The sequence below is a fragment of the Pseudomonas paraversuta genome, assembly GCF_904067025.1.
Lineage (GTDB): Bacteria > Pseudomonadota > Gammaproteobacteria > Pseudomonadales > Pseudomonadaceae > Aquipseudomonas > Aquipseudomonas paraversuta.
In genome coordinates this window covers 2,423,470-2,442,478 of sequence record NZ_CAJFDA010000001.1, presented here as the reverse complement: position 1 = coordinate 2,442,478, position 19,009 = coordinate 2,423,470, and the positions used below count along the sequence as shown (strand labels likewise).

Sequence of the window (19,009 nt, the reverse complement as noted above, 5' to 3'; positions counted from 1 at the left end):
GGGATCTCTTTATGGGTTGAAGTAGTTGCACAGGCGCCCGCGCTGACCCTGTGTGATATCGAAAGCCAGACCGTAGAGTTCACCCAGACGCGCCTCGGTAATCACCTCGGCAACGCTGCCGGCGCAATACACCGCACCCTCCTTCATCGCAACGATGTGGTCGGAATAGCTGGCGGCAAAATTGATGTCATGCACCACCAGAATGACGGTGCGCCCTTGCTCATCGCACAGGCGGCGCAGCGCACGCATGATCTGCACGGCGTGCTTGATATCGAGGTTGTTCAGCGGCTCATCCAGCAACAGATAGTCCGTCTGCTGGGCGATGGTCATCGCCAGAAAGGCCATTTGCCGTTGCCCGCCGCTGAGTTCGTCGAGGTAGGCATGGCGCAGGGGTTCCAGGGACAGGAACGCAATGGCCTCGTCGATCACCCGCTGGTCTTCGCGGGTCAACGCACCACGGCTGTAGGGAAAGCGCCCGAACGCGACCAGCTCCTCCACCGTCAGGCGCAGATTGAAGTCCGGCGCCTGACGCAGGGTCGCAACCCGCCTGGCGTATTCACCTATATCAATGCCTGCAACCGGGCGGCCCTCGATGCGCACTTCACCACGGCCAGGCGCCGTCAGCCGCGCGATCATCAGCAGCAGCGTGGTCTTGCCAGCGCCATTCGGGCCAATAAGCGAAGTCAGGCTCCGGGCCGGAAAACAGGCATCTACGCCCTTCAGTACGGCCTTGGCGCCATAGGCCTTGTGGATGTCGTGGACAGTGATCATGGGGCTCCTCGGGTACGAACCATCAGCACCAGGAAATAGCCGCCGCAGACCAGATTGACCAGAATGCCGACGGTGGTTTTGTAGTTGAAAACATGCTCGACCAGCAGTTGCGCGGTGATGAACATGCCGGTGGCTATCGCGCCCCCCAGGGGCAGCGTGACGCGGTGCCTGAAGGTGCGTGCCAGGGCGTAGGTGATGTTCGCCACGAACACCCCCATAAAAGCCGTGGGCCCGAGCAGGCTGGTGGACACAGCGACCAGGATCGCGATCAGCGCGAGATGCAGGCGTACATTGCGCCGATAGTCGACCCCCAGAGAAACGGCCTGGTCGCGTCCCAGAGAAAGCACATCGAGGGTCGGCAAGGTCTTGCGTCCCAGCAGGCAAACCGCCCCCACCAGCAGTCCCGAAAAGAGCAACTGCAAGGGTTGGGCCCGGTTGAAAGAGGCCTGGCTGAAGCCCTGCAGGATCGAGAACTCGCCAGGGCTGACCTTGAGCTGGACAAACTGGGTAAAGGTGCTGATCAACAGGGTCAGTACAAACCCCACCAGCAGCAGGAAATACACGTTGCTCTTGCCATCGCGGAACAACCAGCGATGGATGCCCCACGAATAGCCGAGCATCAGCAGCACCGAGAGCACAAAGTTGCCGTTGACCCCGAGCAGCACCAGGCTGGCGCTGCCCATAAATAGAATCAGCAAGGCCTGCCACAGCAAGTAGACAGCCTCATAGCCCATGATCGCCGGCGTCAGTATCCGGTTGCCGGTAAGGGTCTGGAATGTGATCGACGACCAGGCAATAGCTGCTCCGCCGATCAGCATGGCCGTCAGCCGCGCGATCCGCTTGGGGATCACGTAGTCAAAGTCCAGGCCCGAGTGCAGGAACACGAAGATGAGTGCCAGCGTCACCACCACAATCCATACCGCGTGCCGGGGTTGCAGGCGCATCATCTGTACCTCCGGATGATCAACGCGAGGAACAGCACCCCGCCCACGCTGCCCGCGGTCAGGCCGATAGGCACCTCGAACGGGTAGATCAGCAGCCGCCCGAGGATGTCGCAGACCAGCAGCAGGCACGCGCCGCCCAGCGCAACGATGGGCAGCGTGCGCCTGAGGTTGTCGCCATAACGCAGCGCCACCAGATTGGGAATGACCAGCCCGACAAAGGGGATCGAACCGACAGTGATGACAGTGGCCGATACGGTGACGGCCACCAGCAGCAAGCCCAGCGCCACCCAGGCCAGATAGTTGAGACCCAGACTCGTGGCCATGCCCTCCCCCATGCCCAACAGGGTGAAACGCCGGGCATACAGGTAGGTCAACCCGACAATCGGCAAGATCAGGTAGATGATTTCGTAACTGCCCTGCACGACCCGGGAAAAGTCCCCCAGCAGCCAGCCCTGCATGCTTTGCATGATGTTGTTGCGATAGGCGTAGAACTCGGCAATGGCGCTCAGCACGCCGCCATACATCAGGCCGATGACCGGAACCAGTACCGAGCCCTTGAACTGGATGCGCCGTATGATCAGGACAAAAATCAGACCCGCGGCGAAGCTCAACAGCAACGCGAACAGCATTCGGGCCGGGGCACCCGCGCCAGGGGCGAGCACCAGCGACATCAGGATACCGAGCCTGGCCGCGTCCAGCCCGCCCGTGGTACCGGGTTCGACGAACTTGTTACGCACAATGTGCTGCAGGATCACCCCGCACACAGCCAGGCCAACCCCCGTCAGCACCAGCGCCGCCAGGCGTGGCAGGCGGCTGGCCGTCAGTGTCAGCCAGGCATCGCCCGACAACGACAACAACTGCCCCCACTCCAGCTGTCGAGCCCCGACCAGCAGTGACGCCCCGCACAAGATGGCAAACCACCATAGCCAGCGTGCGGTCATCAGGCTTGCTCGCTGTTGGACGGCACGGCGATCCGCCAGCCTCTGGCAGCCCGACGCTGTTCCAGAAAATGCGCATAACGCCCGCCACTGGCGCGCAATGCCGCAGGCGTGCCCTGCTCAACCAGTTGGCCTTTGTCGAGCACCACAATCTGGTCTGCCATCGACACCGTAGATAGCTGGTGGGCAATCACCACCACCGTGTGTCGACCGCGCAGACTGGAGAGCGTCCGGGCAATTACTGACTGATTCTGCGCATCCAGGGCGGCGGTGGCCTCGTCCACCAGCAGAATGGGCGCATTCTTGATCAGCGCACGGGCAATGGTGATGCGCTGGCGTTCGCCACCCGACAGCCTTGCACCGCCCTCGCCGACCGGTGTGTCGATGCCCAGGGGCAAACGTTCGATAAGGTCACCCAGACCGGCCTGCTGTGCAGCGTCGAGGATTTCACCAAAACTGGCAGCCGGACTGCCGATGCGGATGTTGTCGGCAATGCTGCCCTGAAACAGATAGGTGTCCTGGAAAATCTGACTGATCCGGGCGGACAGTTGTGAACTGGACATCTGTCGCACGTCCACGCCACCGATCAGTACGCTGCCCTGGGTTGCATCGAAGAACCGCGCGATCAAACGTACCAGGGTAGTCTTGCCAGAGCCCGAAGCGCCCACCAATGCGGTCATGCTGCCGGGCTCGATGCGCAGGCTGATGCCACTCAGCACATCCGGCTGATCATGGGCATAACGCAGGCTCACCTGGCGAAACTCGACAGAATTGTCCGCCGGGGCCAATGGCTGATCCGGCTCCGGCAAGGGCTCGACCGCGAAAATGCTTTGCACCTCTGCAAGCTGGCCGTACGCCCCCCGCAGGATCTCGGCATAGCTGGCCACCTCCAGCAGCGGATCGATGAAGCGGCTGGTCAATAACAACGCGACAACCACCGCAATCACCGTACCGCTTTGCTGTGCGATGTCCTGATTCGCGTTGAGCCACAGGGCTGCGGCGATCAGCAGGGCCGCGAAAACGGCCTGCACCACCCAGGCGTTGAGCACCACCGAAAGAGTGGACTGATAGATCAGGCGCATGCCGGAGCGGCGCTGCTGGTCAAGGGCCTGTTCCAGAAGTTGCGTACTGGCGCCCTCGCCATTGAAGGCGCGCAGTACCGACTGGGCCTGGGCAAACTCGACCATGCGCTGGCTGGCGTCGGCAAAATGGTGCTGGTAGGTACGGTCGGCGCGTTGTCCCAGGCGAGCGGTCAACCACAATGCCACGCACAGAACCGGCAGGCCGAGCAACGCAATCAGGCCCAGCGACCAGTGCAGTAAAAATAGTGCGACCACAACCACCAGCGGCGTCACGGCGCCGCTGATCACTGGGGTTAATACATGCGCCGGCAACTGAGCTACCGCCATCATGCCCTGGGTAATCACATGCCCGAGGCGACTGGTGTTTTGCGCAGTAAACCAGCCCACGGGCAGGCGCGCGACATGCTCGCCGATGCGCTGCCGCGCCCCCTGCAGTATGGCCACGCCGACTGCCACCCCCGCCCTGTCCAGCTGGAGCCGCCACGCCCAGCAAATGGCCACGCCGGCCAGCATCAGGCCGAGCCACAGCGCAGCCCCTCGCACATCCCCGGCCAGCAAGTGATCCAGCACCGGCACCAGCGTGGTGAGGGTCAAGCCGCTTAGCAGGCCATATAACACTGCCATCCAGACGTAGCGGTGCAAGACCGGCGCATCTTTATCCAGTAGTTGAACAAGGGGATTCAGCATGACGACACCGCCAGATCTGCAGATTGTGAATAGCCACCCTGCGCCCACAAGTGGGCATAGAGCCCCTTGCCTGCGAGCAGTTCTTCATGGCGGCCCTGTTCATGAACAATGCCGTTGTCGAGCACGATGATCTGGTCGGCAAGCATGATGCTGTCGAGCCGGTGGGCAATGACCAGCAGGGTTCGGCCGCGGGCAAAGCGCGACAACGCTTCCTGGATTGCGACTTCGCTTTCAGCGTCGGCTGCTGCCGTGGGTTCGTCGAGCACCAGAACGGGGGGATCGAGCAGCACGGCGCGGGCGATGCTCACACGCTGCTGCTCGCCGCCGGAAAACTGTGCATCCTCACCGATCACCGAGTCATAGCCGCGGGGTAAATCCAGAATGCGCTGGTGGATGTTGGCGATGCGCGCGGCGTCCTCGATCTGTTGCTGGCTGGCCGATGGTCTGCCCAGCGCAATGTTGTCGCGCACGCTGGCATGGATCAGGCGCACCTCCTGCAAGACAAAACCGATATGCCGGTAGAGGTTGCAGGTTTCAATCTCGCGCAGATCCACCCCGCCCAGAGTGATGCGCCCTTGCGTGGGGTCGAAGAAGCGCAGCAGCAGCCGCGCCAGGGTCGACTTGCCGGAGCCCGAGCGCCCGACGATGGCTGTGGTGGTGCCGGGCTTGAGCGTGAAGCTGACATCGGCCAGGACCTGGCGTGCGCTGTCATAGCCGTAGCTGACACCTTCGAAGCGGATCTCGTTTCCCTTTGGCGACTGCTGCAGGCCGGGGGCCGGTTGCTCCAGCACGGGGGTATCCAGCAGGGCCTGAACACGCCGGGCAGCACCGGCTGCGTGGTTAAGGTCATGGGTGATGTAGTGCAGCAACAGCAGCGGCCCGCACAGCCCCGGCGTCACCAAGGCAAACGGCAGCACATCCGGCGCCGCGATCCAGCCCAGGCCCACGAACACCGTACCGGACACCAGCACTACGCCGAGAACCGTAACCGGGGCAATCATTGCGTTGGCATTGGCCATCGGAGCCACCAGAGGCCGGGTGAATCCGATAAAGGCCAGGGCGAAGGCATCAATTGCTTCGCGGTAGCTGCTGTGTGCCCTGGTACCGGTACTGAATGACTTGACCACCGCGATGCCGTTGACGAACTCGACCACCGAGTTATCGATGCGCCCCATACCGGCGGTGAACGCCTGCATGTTGGTCTGGCTGGCCTTCATCGCCCGGGCAAAAAACAGGAAGAATCCGGGGAACGGCAGGATCGAGACAATGGCCATGCGCCAGTCCATGGTGAACAGGTAGATCAGCGAGATCAGAACCGCGCCGGCCGCACGCCCCGATGTCGTGAAGAAATGCGCGGTAAGGCTGTGCAATGTGCTGATGTCGTCCTGCATCGCCTGCTTGACCTCGCCCGACGCCCGACTGGTGAACCAGCCCAGGGGCACGCTGCTGAGTCGCTGCACAAGCGCCCGGCGCAGGTGATGGGTAATGCGGTTGTCCGCCAGGTGGGCGAGCAATTCTGCGCCGGATATCAGCAGCATCCCGGCGCACAGGCTGGCCACTCCTGCAATCAGCGCCCACCACACCTGTGCCGGCTCAAGCCCGTTATCAGACAACGCCATTTTGCCGATATGGGCGATACCGGCCAGCGGCACCAGCGTGAGCATCGCGCCCGCTGCCGCGAGCAGGCCGGCAACGATCAGGCGTCCACGCACAGGATGCAGTATCTGGCTGATCGGGCCGCGCACCCTGGTTTTGGCCGGGGCCGTGTCATGAGTGTCCATAGAGTTCAAATGTCCGGAAATTCAGAAGAGAGGGATGGTTCACGCCTGCCTTGGGGGGAATGTAAGGAGCGCTTGATCACATGAAACGGCCTCCTGAATCAGAAACTTAATTAGTTGCATGACTATAAACTAATTTGCGAAATGCTGGCAAGACAGCTACAAGACTGTCACCACCGTTCAAGGATCCGTCATGACAGCGCCACAACCACCTGCTACCCGCGGGCGTCCCCGCACCATCACCCGGGAACGTATTGTCGAAGCAGGCATTGAGATCGGCTTGCCGAGCATTACCTTTGTCGGCGTTGCTGCCGCATTGGGGATCAGCCATATGGCGCTCTACAAGCACGTTGCCAACCTGGATGCACTCAAAAGCATGGTCGCCGAGGAGATCTTCACCCGCTGGCAGATCCCCCGGGCCGACGCTGAGCGGCGTAGCGGCTTGAAGGAATACATGATTGTGTTTGCCACCTCGGTGCGGGTGTTCGTCAAGGCCCACCCCGGGCTGACGCCTTACGTCATCCGCAGGCTGGCCGCGACACAACCGATGCTCGCCAAGATCGAAGAGCATCAGAGCCATATCGCTCAGGTCTATGGCATTTCAAAGCAACACGCGCGCTGGTTGCTGGCGACGGTGGCCTTCCACGGTATTGCCGTGGCCGACACCGTGTACTCGGTTACCGGCCGGGGGGCCGAAGAGGCTGAACGTGCAGCGGAAGAAGCCGAGATGGAGGCCGAGCTGGCCCAGGGCATGCACGCACTCATCGTCGGAGCGCTGGTTTTGCTTGAACAAGACGCTCACGGTGATTGCCTGATCGTCCAGCCCCGGTCATAGGCCGGGTTCCAGGGCTTGCACGGTTTCCTGACCTGCTAGCCTGATGCGCAACACTACACAGCGCCCCGCCACTTCAACCCACAGGGATATCGGTATGAGCGGACATGACACCGGTGTAAGCAGAGCCGACATCGCCGATATGCACGGCATTCTCGAACTTCAGGCTGCCAATCAGACAGCACGGGGCGGAGCACTGGCGGCAAGTCTGTCAGCGGAGCGCCTGGCAAAAATGATGCAGGACATGCCACTGATCGTTGCCCGCCGTGACGGGCGCGTCACCGGCTTCCTGTTAACCTCCTCCCGGGAAGTGAACGCGGACATCCCCGTTGTAAAGGCTATGTTCAGCGCCTATCACGGCACGCCCGATGCCTATGTATATGGTCCGGTCTGTGTCGGGGAAGAGGAACGCGGCAAGGGCCTGGCGCAAATAATGTTCGCTGAACTGCGGCGCCTTGAACCCGGGCGCGAGGGGATTCTTTTCATCCGCAATGACAACCAGCCGTCGCTGCGGGCGCATTTGAAAATGGGCATGAAAAAAGTCGCCTCATTCGAGTTCAACGGTTTTGAGTACGCGGTTTTTTCTTATATCGGCTAGGCGCGGTGCAGGTCACCCGCCAGCCGCCATGACTCACACAACGTTATTGACCCGGGCTTGTTCAGGCGCGATCGCCCGTCCATCGACTGCTACGGGCTGCATCAAAGGCAAGGGCTGCCCGGTGGCCGTGTCCACCAGTTGCGAATGCGCTTCGTGCGGCCCGAACAGGTAGCGCTCGCCCCATTGCCTTAACGCCACCACCACCGGGAACAGGCTTTGACCTTGCGGGGTAAGCACGTATTCCTGATACGAGGTGCCGTCAGAAGCCGGTTGCACTTGAAAAATACCGGCCTCGACCAGGCTCTTGAGGCGGTTGGCCAAGACGCTGCGCGCCACCCCCAGACCCTGCTGGAAATCGCCAAAGCGCCTTACGCCGTCAAAGGCGTCACGCACAATCAACAACGCCCAGCGATCTGCGATTACCTCCACAGAGCGGGCAACCGGGCACGTGGTGGCCTGGCTCATTTGATGCTTGGTCATACAGGCTGCTCCGTACAGTTTCGGGTTTTCTCCGTGCAACAAGTTTCATTTTAAGACTCGTTACCCTAGAATCAAACCAGTCTTAATTTGAAACTACATTCAGCGGAGATCCGTCCATGGCCATTGATCAAGTTTCCCGGCCCGATCCAGCAGCGCCAGCGACCACCGGCAGGCGCATGCCGCGGGCGCTGGTCGGGTTATTCGCCTGTGCCAGCGGGCTGAGCGTGGCCAATGTTTATTATGCCCAACCGCTGCTGGATCAACTGGCCACCGACTTTGCGATCAGTCATGCCAGGGTCGGTGCCGTGATCACTGCGACGCAGATCGGCAGCGTGCTGGCATTGCTGCTGATCGTGCCACTGGGCGATCAACTGGATCGCCGCCGCTTGATGCTCGCCCAACTGGCGGTACTGATCGCCGGTCTGGTCTGCGTCGGCCTCACCCGCTCCCCGGCAATGATGCTCTCCGGCATGCTGGCCATCGGTCTGCTGGGTACCGCCATGACCCAGGGCCTGATCGCCTATGCAGCCACCGCCTGTTTGCCGCAAGAGCGTGGCCGGGTGGTGGGTACCGTGCAGGGCGGGGTTGTCATCGGCCTGTTGCTGTCACGTCTGGCCGCCGGACTGATCTCGGACCTGGGTGGCTGGCGCTGGGTGTACCTGGGCTCGTCGCTGGTGATGCTGGCCCTGGGGTTGATTCTGTGGCGTGTCCTTCCACCACAGCAACCGGCTGCGGCGCCCATACCCTATCCAAGGCTGGTGCTGTCGATGTTTACCCTGCTCAGGCAGGACCGGGTGCTGCAAGTGCGCGGCATGCTCGCCTTGCTGATGTTTGCCGTGCTGAGCATTTTCTGGAGTGCGCTGGTGTTTCTCCTGATCAGCCCGCCTTATTCCTTTTCGCACACCACTATCGGCACCTTCGGCCTGGTCGGCGTGGTGGGCGCACTCGCTGCCGCGAGAGCCGGGGCCTGGGCCGATAAAGGGCTGGGCCAGTGGACCACCGGCCTGGCTCTGGGGCTGTTAATCATGGCCTGGCTGGCACTGTGGTTCACCAGCAGTTCGATGCTGTGGCTGATAGTCGGCGTCGTGCTTCTGGATCTTGGCGCCCAGGCCATTCATGTCACCAATCAAAGCATGATCTTCAGTGCGCACCCCGACTCCCATAGCCGGGTGGTGGGCTGCTACATGCTGTTTTACGCAACAGGCAGCGGCCTGGGAGCGCTCGCATCAACCTCGGTTTATGCCACGTCCGGCTGGTCGGGCGTGTGCCTGCTGGGCGCCGCCGTCAGTGTGCTGGCCCTGGGGTTCTGGGCCGGCACACTGCGACAAATGCCAGGTTCGCGGGCATGTGCTGAGGGTACATCGGCGGCACCCTCCAACTGATCGCAGCGATCAGGCGCTGCTGACAGACTCAGAATATCCATGGCTAAAAGGCGCCTGTGCTGGTCCAGGGGTTACCAGCGGTTAAACATGCCACTGTTGTTTCTTGAAATATTCTTGCCGGATTGCGCTCGACCAATCCGCGTATCTTCGGTTCGCTGCCTGTCACTTACCAACCAGTGAGCCCTGGGTATATGGATAATCAACAAACCGTGCAATACCTCAATACCGATCTGGAACTCATTGCCCCGATCGACCTGACTTTACTCGCACAAGCCCTGGCCCCTGCGCACATTACGACTGCGCCAATCTGCTGTTTACATGTGGGCTACATGGATCCGCTTGGCTATCACGCCAGGTTTGAAGCCTTTGCCCCTGAGGGGAGCTACGGAACTCCGGAACAAAGTATCGATGCCTTGCTCAGCGCCATCGAGCAGCTTGACCCGCAATGCCACGCCCTGTGGCAGGCATGTTCCAGAAAGACCCTGGATATCGGTTATCGCAGCGCGATTGCACCCGGCAGTCTTTCTCATCAGCTATCCCTGCAGACCCTGGCCCGAATGCAGGTTTGGGGGATTGACCTGTCCATCACCCTGTACCCGGTGGACGAATGAAAGGCAGCAAGGTTGCGCCATCGGGCGCCCTGCCCGGCTGGCACCCGTGCCGCAGAGCTCCCTGCAATCGGCTAAAAGCCCCTGAGCCGACCATCGGCACAGCGAGTGCTCAGGCAAATTCGTATACCATATCTGCTTCTCCAGAAAACGATGACCACCGTGGCCCACCCTAAACTCAATGTCCCCGACCTGGGCAATTCGCCTTCCACTTCGGAAATCATCACCCTGCATCTGCGTGACGCTATTGTCGCCGGGCATTTCGCTGAAGATGAACCGATTCGCCAGGACGATATTGCCCGCCAGTTCAACGTCAGCAAAATCCCGGTACGCGAAGCCCTCAAGCGTCTCGAAGCCGAAGGCCTGGTGATGTTCCAGCGCAATCGCGGGGCCATGGTCACGCGTATTTCCGATGCAGAACTGGCACAGATGTTCGAGGTGCGCATGCTTCTGGAAGACAAGTTGCTGCGCCTGGCCATCCCCAACATGACCGAAGCCACCTTCGCCCGCGCCGAGCTGATTTGTCAGGAGTTTGTTGGCGAGGACGATGTTGGCCGCTGGGCCGAGCTCAACTGGGAGTTGCATGCCTGCCTCTACGAACCGGCGCAACGGCCCTTCCTGATCAGCATGGTGCGCTCGGTCAACGACAAGCTGGAGCGTTACCTGCGCATGCAGATGAGCCTGTCGGCGGGCAAGGACCGCGCCGATCATGAGCACCGGGAAATCATCGAGGCCTGCCGCGGCGGTGACGTGGAACTGGCGGTCAAACTGCTGGACGAGCACATTGCCGGGGTCTGCAAGACCCTGTTCGAGCACCTGCCGCAAAGCCACTGACCGGCAACAGCCCTGTACCGACCTGCTCATTGGCGCAGGGTGCCCGCTTAAGACCTCCCCCGGATTCACCCGGCTGAACCGGCCTGGCCCCTCCATGACCGGCAATTGCGCGCCCTGCGCAATCTGCGCCCCGGCAAGCATCACGACTGCATGACCCAACGGCACGCCTGACTGGCATAAACCCGGGTGCAGCAACCTGTTTCATACAAGTCATCGTCGCTATCGGTGATTTCGGCAGTCTCTGCCCTACCGTCCACTTCAACTCTTGTTATCAAGAGCGCACGTACCGAGTGCGAACAAGGTGTGGGGGTGTACAGGCAACTCGCCATTCCAGTGACTTTATTGTAAAGCCCCGACTTACATCCCCCGCAGATTGTTCCATCGAACAATAGCGCTTATTTTTTAGACCGCATCTAACAGCAATAGATGACGAGGCTTACTGGTTTGTTTTAACGCCGTTTACCCCCTTGCTTATCTCCAGTTAAAGAGGGGTTTTAATGGCTGGCACCGTCTGTCAAACGCCCGGACTACTCACTGTAAACACTGTCCGTACAGCGTTCTGACGGTTCTACCCATTTACAAACACACAGGCTTTAACCGCCATAACTTGCCCCCTGGAGCGCGCCCTCTTTCGAGGACGCTGCTTTATTCAATAGCGCCTGCGCGTCAGGTGCACTTATCAGGAATATAAAGCATGACTACTTATATGGACCCGTACTGGTATATCAATGATATGGAGGTGCACACCGACACCACGCCACATATCTACGCCAATGGCCTGCAACAGGTAAAGGTAACTTTGGGCGTCAAGGCACTGGATGGTCGTGGTGCTGAAGTTGGCCTGACCCAGAGTGAAAAAGACAATCTGCGGATTGTTATGTACCGCAATGCCAACCAGGTACTTCCCTTTGATGAATTCGATTCCCTGGGCTGGTCTGCCTCCTCTCGGTACAAAGGTTATGAGTACTTTCCCAACACCCAGATCAAGGCTTCGATCGGGCCAAAGGCCGGCTTTGAATACTTTGAGTTTTATGTGTCGTGTCAGTCTTTGGCCGCTGCCGGGCAGACCATCGGACTGGCCTTTATGGTGACGGGCGATAATGGTCGGCGTTTCTGCTCCAATGGCTCGAGCTGGTACGAGGACGGCACGCCGGATCGTGGGACCAGCCACGATAAACCGGATGCCAATATCACGGTTCATCGTCCGCCCCGCTATTCACAGGATAACTTCATCCTCTCCGAGTTTTTTGACCTGCCCTCCATGCATTTGAAAGCCGGGATTTTCAATCGCCGTTGCACATTGACCCTGCAAACGGCCCCGAGCCAGACCATTGCACTCAAGAGTATGAGCATGCTGCCCAAGGGCATGATCATGTGGGAGAGCAATCTGCCCGATGACCAGATGAGCAGCTTTGTCGGCTATGTCGAGCCAGGCAAGACCCAGGTTCAGTGGAACTCCGCGCTCCCGCAAAGTGTGATCCCGTTGCCGACCCTACCGGCTGCCGTTCGGGACAAGGGCAGCCTGGTGCTCTGTGGCCGGGTTGACATCAAACAATCCCAGGGCGGCTTTCGCGGCCCGTGCGATATGAGTCTGGTGGATGTTTATGGCAATGAGCACCACTTGACCCTGCGTTTCGACCCCAAGGACCGTGAGCGTCTGGAATTGACGCTGGCCTGATAAGCACTGAAAAGGCCCCACCTTTCTGGATGGGGCTTTTTCAGCTCCTTCTTGTAAGTTGCCAATAACAAGAGATAGCCATAGTGATCGACCCTTCTAACAAAATTTCCACCCCCCAGATCAAATCCGCCGTCAGCCTGCTCAACGCCGGTGACCTGTATTCCGGTGCCTACAACTTTATGAGCAGCATTAGTGCAGGCGTCGATCCGCGCACCGGTGCGTTCTCTGCCTCGATAACCCTGCCCACCGGCGCCGCCAACGATTTGCGCGGGCCCATCAGCCAGTTGCGCCTGAGCCATAGCCCGTTGATGACTGCCGATCAGGGCTTTGGTCTGGGCTGGATGCTCGGCACCACTTCCTGGGATGGAGCCAGCCAGCAACTGCAACTCAATTCCGGCGAGCGCTTTCGCGGTGAGATTGTCGGCCAGAGCATGCGTTTCCCGGATGTGCGTTTGCCGGTAATCGCAGTGACCGTTCAGCGTCAGGAAATGTGGGTCCGGCATAACGACGGCACTTGTGAACGACTCGCGCCGTTGCCGGGGCATGCCAGCCTGTGGGTGGTCAGCACCCTGGTGGGTGCCGACGGCAGCGCCCTGAATTTTGACTGGCGTTCAGTTGGCAACGCGGCGTACCTGCAAAAAGTCAGTGATGCCCAAGGCCGCACTGTGCTGGCTCTGGCCTACGAGGGCGTGACAACCCATCTGACCTTACAGCCGGATACCCCCGCACAGGTGGTGATGTCTTTTCACCGGGTCTCCGGGCAGTTGCGCCGGGTGACGGTGGACGGCCTGCCCGATAATGGCTGGCAGTTTGAATACACCCGCAGTGATTCAGGTCTGTTGCTGCTGAACAAATGCACCCAGCCCACCGGCAGCACCGAGGAAGTGACTTACAGCGAGGCCAACGGCCTCAACCTGCCTGCAGGGGCGCCGTTTGCGCGGATGCCGGTGGTCAGTCAGACCCGCAAGGACCCGGGGGACGGCCAGCCGGTGCAACTGGTTCGCTATGACTATGGACTGTATGGCAGCAACAACTATTTTGGCTGGCCGGCAGTGCGTCAGTGGCGTAATCGCGAAGACAACCTCTACCACCTGACCGGTGCCGGGGATTTCCTTTATGGCTCCACCGAAACCCTGATGGATGCCAGGGGCACCCCCCTGCAAACCATCAGCCGCACCTTTAACCGTTTCCACCTGCTGACCCGTGAACGCACCTTGCAGGGCCAGACCCTGCAGGAAACCGAGACCACCTATTACGACGAGCCCTGGCTGCCCATTGCCCGGCAACTGCCTTACTTCCAGTTCCCGCACAAGGTCATTACCCGCAAGGCGCAGCTGGATGGCCAACGGGTGCTGCGAGAACTTGTTACCGAAGAAGAAACCCGCTACGACGAGCTGGGCAACCCGGTGTGGCACCGCAATGCATTGGGGGCCGTTGAAGAGTCCGAGTACTACCCGGTGAGCGGCGAGACCGACAACTGCCCGGCCGACCCACTGGGCCGCATCACCCGTCTGAAAAGTCGTACGGTCAGCCCGCCACCCGGCACTGAAGGGTCGGTCAAGCAGACCCGATATCGCTATCAATCCCTGCCCGTGCGTGGGGATGCTCCCGGGTTTGCATTGCCGACTTTTGTCCAGAGCAGTGAAGAACGTTTGTTGCTGGTTGAGGGCAATCAGTCCACCGAACTGGGCCGCTCGACGCAAAATTTCATTAACGATCCGACCTCGCCCCATCACGCTCGCATGCTCAGCGAAACCCAGACGGTAGAGGGTAAAAGCACTACCCGGGTTTACAGCTACAGCCTGACCCAAGCCCCAAACGCCCGCGCACTTGAGCGCGCAGTCCTGCAGGAAAAGGTCACCATTACAGGTCACGATGGCCAGTCAACTGTTGCGCAATCGTCGCAGGATCTGTACTCCGGCCTGATGGTCACCGAGCAGACCGATGAGCTGACGCGCCTGGCCTTTGCCCACGATCCCCTGGGCCGTGTAACTCAGGAAGTCGCGGCTCCGGATTCAGCCTTCGAGGCCAAGGTCAACTGGGTCTATTCGTTGTCAGCGAACCAGCGCTGCCAGACCCGAATCGGCGCTTCCGGACGTAAGGAAACTGTCTGGCTCGATGGTATGGCCAGGGAAATCCGCCGGGAAAAACAGACCGACAGCGGTGAGACCTATACCGCCTGGACCGCCGAATATGACGTGCTGGGCCGGGTGTTCCGTGAAACCAGCTACGACCCGGGTAACGAAGACGTTCCTGCCCTGATCCTGACCACTGAACGCACCTTTGATGACTGGGGCAATGTGCTGACTGAAACCGGCGCAGACGGTATCACCCAGCACACCCTGGCCGACCCGGTAGCCCTGACCGGAACCCGCTGGCAGACCGACGCCAAGGGCGTGGCCGGGGCCAAAACCGTGACCAGCCATAGCCTCGATGGACGCCCCCTTAAAGAACAACTCTATTGCGCCGATGGCGTACTTCAGCACGAACTGAGCTGGAGCTATGACGGCCTTGGCCGCTGCATCAGCCAGTCCGATGCCATGGGCCTGGAGACCCGACAGCAGTGGGATGTCCTTGACCGACTGCTGTCCACCACCCTGCCCGACGGCAGTGTCATCAAGCGCACCTATGCCGAAGGGCACGATGGTGAATTGCCGGCCACGGTCTCGATCACTCATCCGTCTTTGGGCACTAATGAAGTCCTGCTGGGCGAGCGTAAATACGATGGCCTGGGCCGACTGGTATGGGAAAAGGTCGGGCAGAGTGTCTCTGAATGGGAATATGCCGAAGGAGAAATCCACGCCCATACCCAGGTTCTGCCCGACGGTACCCGGGTGCAGAGTGAACACCAACCGGAACTGGGCGGCGCGTTGCTGTCGCTGCAAGCGCCCGGGATCAGCGTATTCAATAAATACGATCCGTTAAGTGGCCGTTTGCTGGAAGCCCAAGGCAATCTGGGTCTGCAAAAAGATCACTGGTCACCGTCCGGCCAACTGAACAAAGCCGACTACGCCTGGCAAGGCGATCAGCCGCGCTCGCAACAACAAAGCACCACCCCGGCGGGCACAGTGACGCGTCTGACCGATGCCGACGGTGCAGAACAGCGCTGCCAGTACGACGAATTGGGTCGCTTGATTCAACAGCAAGGCCCTGACGTCACGGTCAGCGTGACCTACGATGCGGCCTCGCGGATTCACCAGCAGCGAACCCTATCAAACGATGGCTCGCGGGACATGACCGTAACCCTGGGCTACGACAGCCTGGGCCGTCCGGCCCGTCGAGAAACCTCTACCCGAACGCCGAATGCACAGCATGTAGAAGTGCAAACCCAGCAATGGCGCAAAGACGGCAAGCTGACCCGGCGCGAACTGACCCGTGACGGCACACTGGTGCGCGGTGAAAGCTTCGACTACGACAACCGCGCACGGATGATTACCCATCGTCTGAGCGGTCATGACTTACCGAAGGATGCCCACGGCCACCCTTACCGCGAGCAGCATTTTCAGTACGACGCCCTCGACAACGTCCTGCGTCTGGAAACGGTGTTTGCCGACGCCAGCGCCAGCAATATCAGTACATTTACCTATAACCCCGCCGACCTTACCCAGTTACTCAGCGTCAACCACAGTCGCGCCGATTACCCGGCACCGGTAACCCTGGAGTACGACGCGCTGGGCAATCTACTGAAGGATGAACGGGGCAATCCGCTGCACTACGATGCCCTGGGCCGACTGATCGGGGTAACTCTGCCTACCGGCGAACGCCGCTGGCACTACGGCCCGGCGGGCAACATCATCAAAACCGAGGATCTGCGCGGCCCGCGCTGGCGCTACCACACCGGCGGCCAGCTCAGCTGCGAGCTGGGTGAAGACACTCAAACCCGCTGGGTACGGGCCGGCGCTGTTCCCGTGGCAGAAAGTCGACTGGCATCGGCAGTGCGCGAAGTCATGCTGCTGGGCACCGACGCCCAAGGTTCAGTGACCACAGAAGCCCAGGACGCTATCCACACCCCCGTCTACAGTGCCTACGGCGCGAGCGCACCGGGCATTGGCAGCCTCGGCTACGCCGGCGCCTTGCGCGAACAGGACAGCGGCTGGTACTTCCTGGGTGATTACCGCATCTATAACCCGGTGCTGATGCGTTTCCACAGCCGTGACAGCCTCAGCCCCTTCGGCGAAGGCGGGCTCAATGGCTATGCCTATTGCGCCGGGGATCCGGTCAACCGCATCGATCCATCGGGCCATTCGTGGCTGGACTGGCTGTTGCCGGCGGCCGGCATCGCCCTGGCCGTGATCGGCACCGTGGCCTCCCTGGGTGCGTTGGCAGCGCCCACTGCGGCGCTGACCGCCAGCTATGTAACAGCAGTCACCACCGCGACCCTGAGCGTGGTGTCGCTGGCGGCGGACGTGGCCTCGATAGCCTTGCTGGCCAGCGGCAATGAAAACGCCGGGCGGATTCTGGGCTGGGTGGGCATGGCAACGGGCCTGGCTTCGGCGGCTCCGTCGATGGCCGGGGCTGCGGCCAAGGGGGTTAAAAGTGCCGGCAAGTTCGTGGGCAGCTGGCAGCATAAATTGCAGCATGCAGGGGGCGTTCCCGGGGGTAACCGAGCATTTCAAGGAGGAGCCAGTGCAAGTCCACGACTGGGTCAAGAGGCTCGTCATGCGTTAACTGCGGATGACTTGCGATATGTCCGACAGCACTTTGATATGCCCCAGGAGTTGACAGGCGTACGTCTGAACGAAATGCCGGACCTGGTGATGCAAAATATCATCGGCCGCTTGCCTGGCTCGGACCTGGTCTCGTTGTCACAGACATCCAGCACTATGCGCGCATCGGTGCAAAGAAATACGCACGCAATCCAGGGGCAGCTACCCACTCTCCACAGCGCCCCCCAGGAAGCCAATCGAGCCTACGTCAACTACGTACAAGAGACATGGCTGGGCAGGACTAATGGTGTGTTGCCGGAGCAAATCCCCGAGGCAGGTATTTCACCTTTCGCAACCACTCATATCAGTCATATCTCAAATAATGGATACGCCGCAGTTCCTGACATCCAGAGCAGCATTCAATACAAGAATCTGCTGCGGGTCAGAAATGCCCAGGCACAACAGCGGGAATGGGAGGCGGCGCTGCGCTCGATCCGACTGGAATAACCCCATGTGCAGTGCACATTGAACAGGTCAGACACAAGCAATCGCTGGCTAGCCAGCTCCCACAGAAAAAGCCCGAGCGAAACCTTGCCGGCTAGCCAGGCTCCCACAGATGGTTTGCAGCACTTCGTCTGACGGACATCCACGGGCTTTTGCCGGATACAAGGCAAAAGCCCGTGCCATCAGGCGGCAGGTGTTCCTTTATGGGGCAATCCCCCCACTGTTGCTCCCTTCTGTAACACCCCTCCCACCCCACACGCCCTGCACCACTGCCCAGTGCAATCACGCACGCCATCAAAAACCGGACGCGGCACTTAATTGTGGCACCCAGGAAAAATCGGCACACGAATTGCTAAATAAATATCGTATACGAAATCCATAATCCATTATTCAACAGCATTCCTACACTTGCGAGGCGTCCATGAAAAACCCCGTATTTGCCGTAGCTCTCAGCGCTGTTATCAGTAGTTCCTTCATCGCCACCGCCCAGGCCGACAAACTCGACGACATTATTGGCTCGGGCAAACTGCGCTGCGCCGTAACCCTGGACTTCCCGCCCATGGGCTCCCGGGATGAAGCCAACAAGCCGGTGGGCTTTGACGTGGACTACTGCAACGATCTGGCGAAAGTGCTGGGCGTGGATGCCGAAATTGTCGAAACCCCGTTTCCGGACCGGATTCCGGCGCTGGTCTCCGGGCGCGCCGACATCATCGTGGCCTCTACCTCCGACACCCTGGAGCGGGCTAAAACCGTCGGCCTGAGCATTCCTTACTTTGCCTTCCAGATGGTGGTGCTGACCCGCGACGACACCGGGATCAACAGTTTCGCCGACCTCAAGGGCAAGGCCCTGGGCAATACCAGTGGCACCTATGAAGCCATTGCCCTGGAAAAAGACGTGAAAAGCTGGGGCAGCGGCTCGTTCCGGGCCTACCAGTCGCAGAACGACACCCTGCTGGCCGTTGCCCAGGGCCATATCGAAGCCACTGTGGTCACTAACACTGTGGCCGCCGCCACCCTCAAGTCAGGCAAATACAAAAATCTGAAAGTCGCGGGTAACGCACCCTACGTGGTCGATTACGTGTCCCTGGGGGCCAAGCGCAACGAGTACGGCCTGCTCAACTACCTCAACCTGTTCGTCAACCAGCAAGTGCGCACCGGGCGTTACAAGGAGCTGTGGGTGAAATGGGTCGGCACCGAGATCCCGCCGGCGAACCTGACCGTACCTGACGTGTACTACTGAGGTCGGC

14 protein-coding genes are annotated in these 19,009 nt (G+C 60.4%); 8 read left to right on the top strand and 6 right to left on the bottom strand.

Annotated features, from left to right (window positions below):
* Window positions 1–9: 9 nt before the first annotated feature.
* From JQ848_RS11220 to JQ848_RS11200, 5 genes are read right to left on the bottom strand one after another with little or no spacing between them, the layout of a single operon-like run.
* A complete protein-coding gene (locus JQ848_RS11220) occupies window positions 10–771 on the bottom strand; it encodes an iron ABC transporter ATP-binding protein (protein ID WP_010656592.1) in 762 nt (253 codons plus the stop codon).
* On the bottom strand, window positions 768–1,715 hold the full coding sequence (locus JQ848_RS11215; protein WP_003445246.1) for an iron chelate uptake ABC transporter family permease subunit: 948 nt from the start codon (window positions 1,713–1,715) through the stop codon (window positions 768–770). The genes JQ848_RS11220 and JQ848_RS11215 overlap by 4 nt, the downstream gene beginning before the upstream one ends.
* A complete protein-coding gene (locus JQ848_RS11210) occupies window positions 1,715–2,656 on the bottom strand; it encodes an ABC transporter permease (RefSeq protein ID WP_003445243.1) in 942 nt (313 codons plus the stop codon). Before JQ848_RS11210 ends, JQ848_RS11215 begins: the two co-directional genes overlap by 1 nt.
* Window positions 2,656–4,422 carry an ABC transporter ATP-binding protein gene (locus JQ848_RS11205; protein ID WP_127195592.1) on the bottom strand — a complete coding sequence of 589 codons (1,767 nt, stop codon included), beginning with the start codon at window positions 4,420–4,422 and terminating at the stop codon, window positions 2,656–2,658. The genes JQ848_RS11210 and JQ848_RS11205 overlap by 1 nt, the downstream gene beginning before the upstream one ends.
* Window positions 4,416–6,203, bottom strand: a complete 1,788-nt coding sequence (locus JQ848_RS11200) for an ABC transporter ATP-binding protein (protein WP_202210690.1) — start codon at window positions 6,201–6,203, stop codon at window positions 4,416–4,418. Before JQ848_RS11200 ends, JQ848_RS11205 begins: the two co-directional genes overlap by 7 nt.
* 190 nt (window positions 6,204–6,393) lie before the next feature.
* Between JQ848_RS11200 and JQ848_RS11195 the strand changes: the two genes are divergently transcribed.
* Together JQ848_RS11195 and JQ848_RS11190 are read left to right on the top strand one after the other, a co-directional pair.
* Window positions 6,394–7,035, top strand: a complete 642-nt coding sequence (locus JQ848_RS11195; RefSeq protein ID WP_003445237.1) for a TetR/AcrR family transcriptional regulator — start codon at window positions 6,394–6,396, stop codon at window positions 7,033–7,035.
* 94 nt (window positions 7,036–7,129) lie between these two features.
* The gene (locus JQ848_RS11190; RefSeq protein ID WP_160627517.1) at window positions 7,130–7,630 is read left to right on the top strand and encodes a GNAT family N-acetyltransferase; all 501 of its coding nucleotides are present in this window, start codon (window positions 7,130–7,132) and stop codon (window positions 7,628–7,630) included.
* Between the two features lie 33 nt (window positions 7,631–7,663).
* Here the strand turns inward: JQ848_RS11190 and JQ848_RS11185 are convergent, their stop codons facing one another.
* Window positions 7,664–8,110 carry a winged helix-turn-helix transcriptional regulator gene (locus JQ848_RS11185; RefSeq protein ID WP_202210689.1) on the bottom strand — a complete coding sequence of 149 codons (447 nt, stop codon included), beginning with the start codon at window positions 8,108–8,110 and terminating at the stop codon, window positions 7,664–7,666.
* Between the two features lie 116 nt (window positions 8,111–8,226).
* Between JQ848_RS11185 and JQ848_RS11180 the strand changes: the two genes are divergently transcribed.
* The 6 genes from JQ848_RS11180 to JQ848_RS11155 all read left to right on the top strand — a co-directional run bounded on the left by JQ848_RS11180 (window position 8,227) and on the right by JQ848_RS11155 (window position 19,002).
* Window positions 8,227–9,492 carry an MFS transporter gene (locus JQ848_RS11180; protein WP_202210688.1) on the top strand — a complete coding sequence of 422 codons (1,266 nt, stop codon included), beginning with the start codon at window positions 8,227–8,229 and terminating at the stop codon, window positions 9,490–9,492.
* A gap of 191 nt (window positions 9,493–9,683) precedes the next feature.
* Window positions 9,684–10,103, top strand: a complete 420-nt coding sequence (locus JQ848_RS11175) for a hypothetical protein (protein ID WP_010656600.1) — start codon at window positions 9,684–9,686, stop codon at window positions 10,101–10,103.
* A 159-nt stretch (window positions 10,104–10,262) separates the two neighbouring features.
* On the top strand, window positions 10,263–10,934 hold the full coding sequence (locus JQ848_RS11170; protein WP_235972458.1) for a GntR family transcriptional regulator: 672 nt from the start codon (window positions 10,263–10,265) through the stop codon (window positions 10,932–10,934).
* Between the two features lie 694 nt (window positions 10,935–11,628).
* Complete coding sequence (locus JQ848_RS11165) at window positions 11,629–12,612, top strand: hypothetical protein (protein ID WP_127195600.1); 984 nt, start codon at window positions 11,629–11,631, stop codon at window positions 12,610–12,612.
* Between the two features lie 83 nt (window positions 12,613–12,695).
* Window positions 12,696–17,765 carry an RHS repeat-associated core domain-containing protein gene (locus tag JQ848_RS11160; RefSeq protein ID WP_202210687.1) on the top strand — a complete coding sequence of 1,690 codons (5,070 nt, stop codon included), beginning with the start codon at window positions 12,696–12,698 and terminating at the stop codon, window positions 17,763–17,765.
* Window positions 17,766–18,183: 418 nt separating this feature from the next.
* On the top strand, window positions 18,184–19,002 hold the full coding sequence (locus tag JQ848_RS11155) for an ABC transporter substrate-binding protein (protein WP_003445213.1): 819 nt from the start codon (window positions 18,184–18,186) through the stop codon (window positions 19,000–19,002).
* The last annotated feature ends 7 nt before the right edge of the window (window positions 19,003–19,009 follow it).

Coding starts and splice junctions, on each gene's coding strand:
- JQ848_RS11190 (WP_160627517.1), top strand. CDS start 7,130: ATGAGCGGACATGACACCGGTGTAAGCAGAGCCGACATCGCCGATATG.
- JQ848_RS11165 (WP_127195600.1), top strand. CDS start 11,629: ATGACTACTTATATGGACCCGTACTGGTATATCAATGATATGGAGGTG.
- JQ848_RS11175 (WP_010656600.1), top strand. CDS start 9,684: ATGGATAATCAACAAACCGTGCAATACCTCAATACCGATCTGGAACTC.
- JQ848_RS11215 (WP_003445246.1), bottom strand. CDS start 1,715: ATGCGCCTGCAACCCCGGCACGCGGTATGGATTGTGGTGGTGACGCTG.
- JQ848_RS11210 (WP_003445243.1), bottom strand. CDS start 2,656: ATGACCGCACGCTGGCTATGGTGGTTTGCCATCTTGTGCGGGGCGTCA.
- JQ848_RS11180 (WP_202210688.1), top strand. CDS start 8,227: ATGGCCATTGATCAAGTTTCCCGGCCCGATCCAGCAGCGCCAGCGACC.
- JQ848_RS11185 (WP_202210689.1), bottom strand. CDS start 8,110: ATGACCAAGCATCAAATGAGCCAGGCCACCACGTGCCCGGTTGCCCGC.
- JQ848_RS11195 (WP_003445237.1), top strand. CDS start 6,394: ATGACAGCGCCACAACCACCTGCTACCCGCGGGCGTCCCCGCACCATC.
- JQ848_RS11205 (WP_127195592.1), bottom strand. CDS start 4,422: ATGCTGAATCCCCTTGTTCAACTACTGGATAAAGATGCGCCGGTCTTG.
- JQ848_RS11220 (WP_010656592.1), bottom strand. CDS start 771: ATGATCACTGTCCACGACATCCACAAGGCCTATGGCGCCAAGGCCGTA.
- JQ848_RS11155 (WP_003445213.1), top strand. CDS start 18,184: ATGAAAAACCCCGTATTTGCCGTAGCTCTCAGCGCTGTTATCAGTAGT.
- JQ848_RS11200 (WP_202210690.1), bottom strand. CDS start 6,203: ATGGACACTCATGACACGGCCCCGGCCAAAACCAGGGTGCGCGGCCCG.